Here is a 543-nt window from a genome sequence, read left to right as displayed (position 1 = left end):
GGCGACGGCGCCGAGGTGGCGGATGGCGAAGGCGAGGACGGGGGTGGGGAGGGGGCGGGGGAGGACGGCGGCCCTGAGGCCGGCGCCGGTCATGACGGCGGCGGTGTCGCGGGCGAAGTCCTCGGACTTGTGGCGGGCGTCGTAGCCGATGACGACGAGGCCGTCGGTGTGGCCGTGCTTCCTGAGGTAGGCGGCGAGGCCGGCGGCTGCGCGGATGACGACGGAGCGGTTCATGCGCATCGGGCCGGCGCCCAGTTCGCCGCGCAGGCCCGCGGTGCCGAACTGGAGGGTGCCGGCGAAGCGTGCGGTGAGCTCGGCGTGGTCCTCGGTGTCGATGAGCTGGGAGAGCTCCGCGCGGGTGTCCGCGTCGGGGTCCTCGGCCAGCCATGCCTTGGCCCGTGCGAGAAGGTCGTCGTGCACGTCGGTCAGCCTCTCGTGTGTCGGTGGTCGTTGCCATGCCTGCGGCGGCCTGCGCGGGTCCGGTGGGGGTGCGCGTAGCGCCTCGGGTTCGGTGGTGGGTCGGGGCCGCGCCGGGGGGTGTCC

Annotated in this window: 1 pseudogene; it reads right to left on the bottom strand. The window is 75.1% G+C overall.

The annotated features are described in order from the left end of the window. Nucleotides 1-420: pseudogene (locus tag GTW67_RS31435) on the bottom strand (phospho-sugar mutase); the annotation flags it as partial. Between the last annotated feature and the right edge of the window lie 123 nt (nt 421-543).

Origin of the sequence: Streptomyces sp. SID5910 (assembly GCF_009862125.1) — a bacterium.
GTDB lineage: Bacteria > Actinomycetota > Actinomycetes > Streptomycetales > Streptomycetaceae > Streptomyces.
This window is presented reverse-complemented; position numbering and strand designations above follow the sequence as displayed.